The 4,579-nt window shown below is 57.3% G+C and carries 7 protein-coding genes; all 7 read right to left on the reverse strand.

Annotation, left to right across the window (positions count from 1 at the left end):
• Window positions 1-480 precede the first annotated feature (480 nt).
• Window positions 481-870, reverse strand: coding sequence for a YraN family protein (locus tag VKV29_RS00145; RefSeq protein WP_324199268.1), 390 nt, complete (start codon window positions 868-870; stop codon window positions 481-483).
• On the reverse strand, window positions 857-1,495 hold the full coding sequence (locus VKV29_RS00150) for a ribonuclease HII (RefSeq protein ID WP_324199269.1): 639 nt from the start codon (window positions 1,493-1,495) through the stop codon (window positions 857-859). Before VKV29_RS00150 ends, VKV29_RS00145 begins: the two co-directional genes overlap by 14 nt.
• Before the next feature lie 23 nt (window positions 1,496-1,518).
• Window positions 1,519-2,337 (reverse strand): signal peptidase I, encoded by an 819-nt coding sequence (gene lepB / locus VKV29_RS00155; protein ID WP_324199270.1) that lies wholly within the window; start codon window positions 2,335-2,337, stop codon window positions 1,519-1,521.
• A gap of 9 nt (window positions 2,338-2,346) precedes the next feature.
• Window positions 2,347-2,655, reverse strand: a complete 309-nt coding sequence (gene rplS, locus VKV29_RS00160; RefSeq protein WP_044950560.1) for a 50S ribosomal protein L19 — start codon at window positions 2,653-2,655, stop codon at window positions 2,347-2,349.
• A 130-nt stretch (window positions 2,656-2,785) separates the two neighbouring features.
• A complete protein-coding gene (trmD, locus tag VKV29_RS00165) occupies window positions 2,786-3,634 on the reverse strand; it encodes a tRNA (guanosine(37)-N1)-methyltransferase TrmD (RefSeq protein WP_324199271.1) in 849 nt (282 codons plus the stop codon).
• 24 nt (window positions 3,635-3,658) lie between these two features.
• Window positions 3,659-4,207 (reverse strand): ribosome maturation factor RimM, encoded by a 549-nt coding sequence (rimM, locus tag VKV29_RS00170; protein WP_324199272.1) that lies wholly within the window; start codon window positions 4,205-4,207, stop codon window positions 3,659-3,661.
• A gap of 26 nt (window positions 4,208-4,233) precedes the next feature.
• A complete protein-coding gene (locus VKV29_RS00175) occupies window positions 4,234-4,500 on the reverse strand; it encodes a KH domain-containing protein (RefSeq protein ID WP_324199273.1) in 267 nt (88 codons plus the stop codon).
• Window positions 4,501-4,579 lie beyond the last annotated feature (79 nt).

Here is a 4,579-nt window from a genome sequence, read left to right on the forward strand (position 1 = left end):
TGCAGGTGCGTGGTACGTATGGCGGAGGTAGTTTTGGCGGAAGTTTCCGTGTGACCGTGCCATAGTAGGGTGTGGAGTTAGGTAGTTCCTGCCTTCCTTCATGGATGAAGGGAGGCAGGTTTTTGTCTTACAGTCCTCTCAAGACCTACCCCTTCCCCTCAGCACTTTCCCTCAAGGGTTGCCCCTGCAGTCATCACCATGAACCAACCTACACCGTAGCCTACAGCCCCTCACCCTTACCTCTCAAAGCACACGCACTTGTCCTCAGAACGGGTGGGGAGTGAAACTTAAGATTTCTCACCTTCGGCTCGAAATGACAGTTGTATCGCCAGCTCTTCAAGGCCGACCTGTACAAGCCCCCACCCCCGCCCCTCAAGGCCGACGCCCTCCCCCTGCAAGGGGAGGGAGCGAACAAGACGGGCTTGCTGTACGAACTGGCTTTAGAACCGGCGATTTAGCTGTCCTCAAGCCGATTTCTACCTACGGCGAGGCATCGAAAGCGGCACGGAAAAGCGTAATCTTGGCGTTCCCGTCGGCACCTATCGAAACGGCCGCCACATCGAAGCGGCAGGCCGGTTCTGCCTCCCCCATCGCATGTTCGGCCAACCACCGGTAGGCGGTTGCCAGCAGCCGGGCCTGTTTTGTTCCGCTAACGCTTTCGGCCGGCGTGCCATATCGCCGGCTGCGTCGGGCGCGCACCTCCACAAAAACCACAACCGGTCCGTCTTTGGTTGGCTCAAGGGCCACGATATCCAGCTCACCAAACGGGCTTCGATAGTTGACATCCAGGATTTGCCAGCCCTGCTGCTCTAGATAGAGGCGCACCACCTGCTCCCATCCGGCACCCAAAGCCCGCCTAGGCACGCTCATGGATCAACTCCCGCCCCCGCAAGGCCTCCACCACCGGTCGGAAACTGCGCCTGTGCAGCGCACAAGGCCCAAGCCTTTGCAATGCCCTTATGTGCTCGCGTGTGGCATAGCCCTTGTGTTGCGCAAAACCATAGCCTGGAAAAAGGGCATCGAGGGAGCGCATGAGGCGATCGCGCGTTACTTTGGCCACAATCGAGGCCGCCGCAATAGAGGCCGAGCGGGCATCGCCTCTCACCAAAGCCTTTTGCGTAATGGGGAAGGGCTGAACCGGCAGCCCATCAATAAGCGCCAGGTCGGGGAAGAGGCCTTTCGGTAACTTCTCAAGGGCCTTACGCATGGCCTCGTGCGTGGCCTTGAGGATATTGACGGCGTCAATGCGTTCGGCTTCGACCACACCCACCCCCCATCCCCGCGCACCCCCTGTGATCACCTCATAGAGTCTCTCCCGCTCGGACGGGGTCAACTGTTTGGAATCGTTGAGGCCTTCAGGAAGCCATTCAAAGGGAAGCAGCACACAAGCGGCAACCACTGGGCCGGCGAGGCATCCACGTCCGGCCTCATCAATCCCGACAATGCAGGTATAGCCCGCTTTGGCGGCGGCACGCTCTTCCGCCCACCAATCCATCGCCGATGCTCCTTAACGTCACGTCAGTGGATGAAGCCGATTCGGTTCAGCGGCCAGAAGATGAAGAAAGCCTTGCCGATAATACGGTTGCGCGTTACCACACCCCAATAGCGGCTATCGAAGCTATAGTTGCGGTTGTCTCCCATCACCCAATACTGCCCAGGGCCTAGGTGCACCGGGGATTCGTAGCCATATTTGAAATTGGGATTGAGCGATGGGTCCATGGGGTCTTTGATGCTGTAGGGCAGTTTGGGATTGTGATATTCGTTCAATTGAACCCCGTTGCGGAAAACGTAATCGTAAGGCCCTACCTGCTTGATCTGAATGGTATCGCCAGGAATACCGATGACCCGTTTGATGAGGATATTCTCTTTAAGAGGCTTGCCGAGAGCGATGTCATCCGAATCGGCGGCTTTAGGAGCACGAAACACGATCACATCGCCGCGTTTGGGGTTTGTGAAGCGATAGATGAGCTTGTTCACGAAGATGCGATCATGCACGGCATGGGCGTAGGTTTGGCCGGTAGTTGGGTCGTAGGCATCGTGCCCCATGAGGGTGTTCTCCATCGACTCGGTGGGGATGTAGAACGCTTGAATGAAGAAGGGGCGAATGATAAAGAAAACGAGCACGCCGGCCACAAGAAAGGATTCGCATATCTCGGCGATGAAGGCCCAGAACGAACCGGCATCCTCCACCGCCTTGTGCGCCTCGACGGCAGCCTTATAGCGTTGTAGCGCAAAAACCCGTACAATCGTGAGAATGAGGGCGGCAAAAGCGACCTGCGCCGTAGAGAGATAGGCGAAGAACTCTAAGGCGCCTGTTTCATGCGGAGTGGGAGTCATCGCCTATCTCTAACGCTTCGCGTCACGGTCTTCTTTAATTCGAGCCTGTTTACCGATCTTTGTCCTCAGGTAGTACAGTTTTGCGCGACGCACCTTACCATAGCGCACCACCTCGATCTTTTCAATGCGTGGGGAGTAGAGCAGGAAGGTGCGCTCCACCCCTACCCCATGGGAGATTTTACGAACGGTGAAGCTTTTGCGCACGCCTCCGTTATTCATGGCAATAACCACGCCCTCGAACACCTGAATACGCTCTCTATCGCCCTCCACCACTTTTGCGTGCACCCGCACGGTATCGCCGGGGCGAAAGCCGGGGATGGGAGCGCGGTCTTCTACCGAGACGCGTTCAAACTCGGCACGCTTCTTTTCTTTCGCATCCTGCTCGCGCCGTCGGTTTTCCGTTTCGGCCCATATTTGGCGCGCTCGCTCGATCTCTTCTTTCTCTATCTCACGAATGATCTCTGGTCCTAGTGCCATCGGTATCTTTTCCTCTCTCTTGTTGCGACGCCGTCTCCTCCAAGCTTTGGGAGGTCACCGGCAGGTGTTTTCGTGATTTTGGAGGAACCGTAATTTCCTCTTCTAAAAGCTTCAGGTCGTCCGCACTCAGCGTAAGGCGGTTAAAAAGGTCAGGTCGCAGATCGCGCGTCAGCCGAAGGCTTTGCTGTCGCCGCCATCGAGCGATCTGGGCATGATGGCCGCACAACAAAACGTCGGGTACGCGCCACCCGCGGAACTCCACAGGGCGCGTATAGTGCGGATATTCGAGAATCGGCTCCGCAAAACTATCCTTTTCTGGCGCCTCTTGGTCACCCAGCGCTCCTGCTTGCAGGCGCGTGAGGGCATCCGCTATCACCAAAGCAGGCAGCTCGCCCCCCGTCAGCACGTAGTCGCCGATAGAGACCACATCGCTAACGAGGTGTTGGCGCACCCGATCATCCACTCCTTCGTAGTGCCCGCAGAGCAGAATAAGATGGCTCTCTTTGGCCAACTCTCTGGCCAGCTCCTGTGTAAACAGGCGCCCCCGCGGATCGGTGAGGATGACCCTCGGTTTTTGCTCCTCAGGGGCCTCTGCCTTCAGCGCGTCCAGAGCACGGGCAATTGGTTCGATCTTCATCACCATGCCCCCGCCGCCTCCGTAGGGCACATCGTCGGTGGTGCGGTGCTTATCGGTGGCATAATCGCGCAGATTCACCACACGAAACGTCACAAGCCCCTTCTCTTTGGCACGTCCGAGGATGCTCGTATTGAGCACGGCCTCCACCATTTCAGGGAAGAGGGTGACAATGTCTATACGCATTTTTTTGCGGGCGATGTTGCCCTCTTACACTTCCTGTTCGTCAGGCGAGAGCAGACCGGGCAGCAGTTTTACCTCGATTCGCTTCGCTTGCGGGTCTATGGCCCGCACGATCTCACGGACGGCCGGCAGAAGCACCTCGTTCTTTCCTCCACGGCTTACCACATAGATGTCGTGTGCCGGGTAGCGAAGCACCTCCTTCAAGCGTCCCAGGAAGGCGCCCTCTTGGGTCACCACCTCGAAGCCGATAAGCTCGTGAATATAGAACTCATTTGGCGGCAGCGGCACAGCCTCTTCGGGGCGAATGCGCAGCACGGCGCCGCGCAGCGCCTCTGCCATTTCGACGGTGGCCACATTCCGAAAACGCAGCAGAATCTGCCCTTTATGCAGCCCATGCAGGCGCACATCCTCTATCTCCATGAGCCGCATGGCACCGGACGGCAGACGCACACAGACCTGTTTGAGAGAGTAGAACCGATCGGGAAAATCGGTTTCGAGGCGCACTTTCACCTCTCCACGAATGCCGAATGGGGCCACGATCTCCCCGATAACAAGCGTCCACTCCTCAAGCGACATAGCTCTATAGCGATGTTTTGGCCCGATTAAGAAGCATCAGAGATAACTTCTACTTGCACGCGGCGTTCGCCTCGCGCGGCTGCTCGCGCCACGGTGCGCAGGGCATTCACCACGCGCCCTTGTTTTCCTATGATACGCCCAAGGTCTCCGGGAGCCACACGCACCTCGTAGATGGTGATATCCGGCCGCTCCACTTCCGTAATGGTAACGCTCTCGGGATCGTCCACCAACGACTTGATGAGATATTCGAGCAAACCCGATATGGATTTCGACTCGGCAGCAATACTAGACACCTGCTTCCACCTTCTTCTTGCTTTGTGCTTTTTGTTGCTGGAACCTCTCCAGCACCCCAGTTTTCTTTAAGAGGGCTCG

The organism is Chthonomonas sp., from assembly GCF_035294165.1.
Classification (GTDB): Bacteria; Armatimonadota; Chthonomonadetes; order Chthonomonadales; family Chthonomonadaceae; genus Chthonomonas.

Coding starts and splice junctions, on each gene's coding strand:
- rimM (WP_324199272.1), bottom strand. CDS start 4,207: ATGTCGCTTGAGGAGTGGACGCTTGTTATCGGGGAGATCGTGGCCCCA.
- trmD (WP_324199271.1), bottom strand. CDS start 3,634: ATGCGTATAGACATTGTCACCCTCTTCCCTGAAATGGTGGAGGCCGTG.
- lepB (WP_324199270.1), bottom strand. CDS start 2,337: ATGACTCCCACTCCGCATGAAACAGGCGCCTTAGAGTTCTTCGCCTAT.
- VKV29_RS00150 (WP_324199269.1), bottom strand. CDS start 1,495: ATGGATTGGTGGGCGGAAGAGCGTGCCGCCGCCAAAGCGGGCTATACC.
- VKV29_RS00145 (WP_324199268.1), bottom strand. CDS start 870: ATGAGCGTGCCTAGGCGGGCTTTGGGTGCCGGATGGGAGCAGGTGGTG.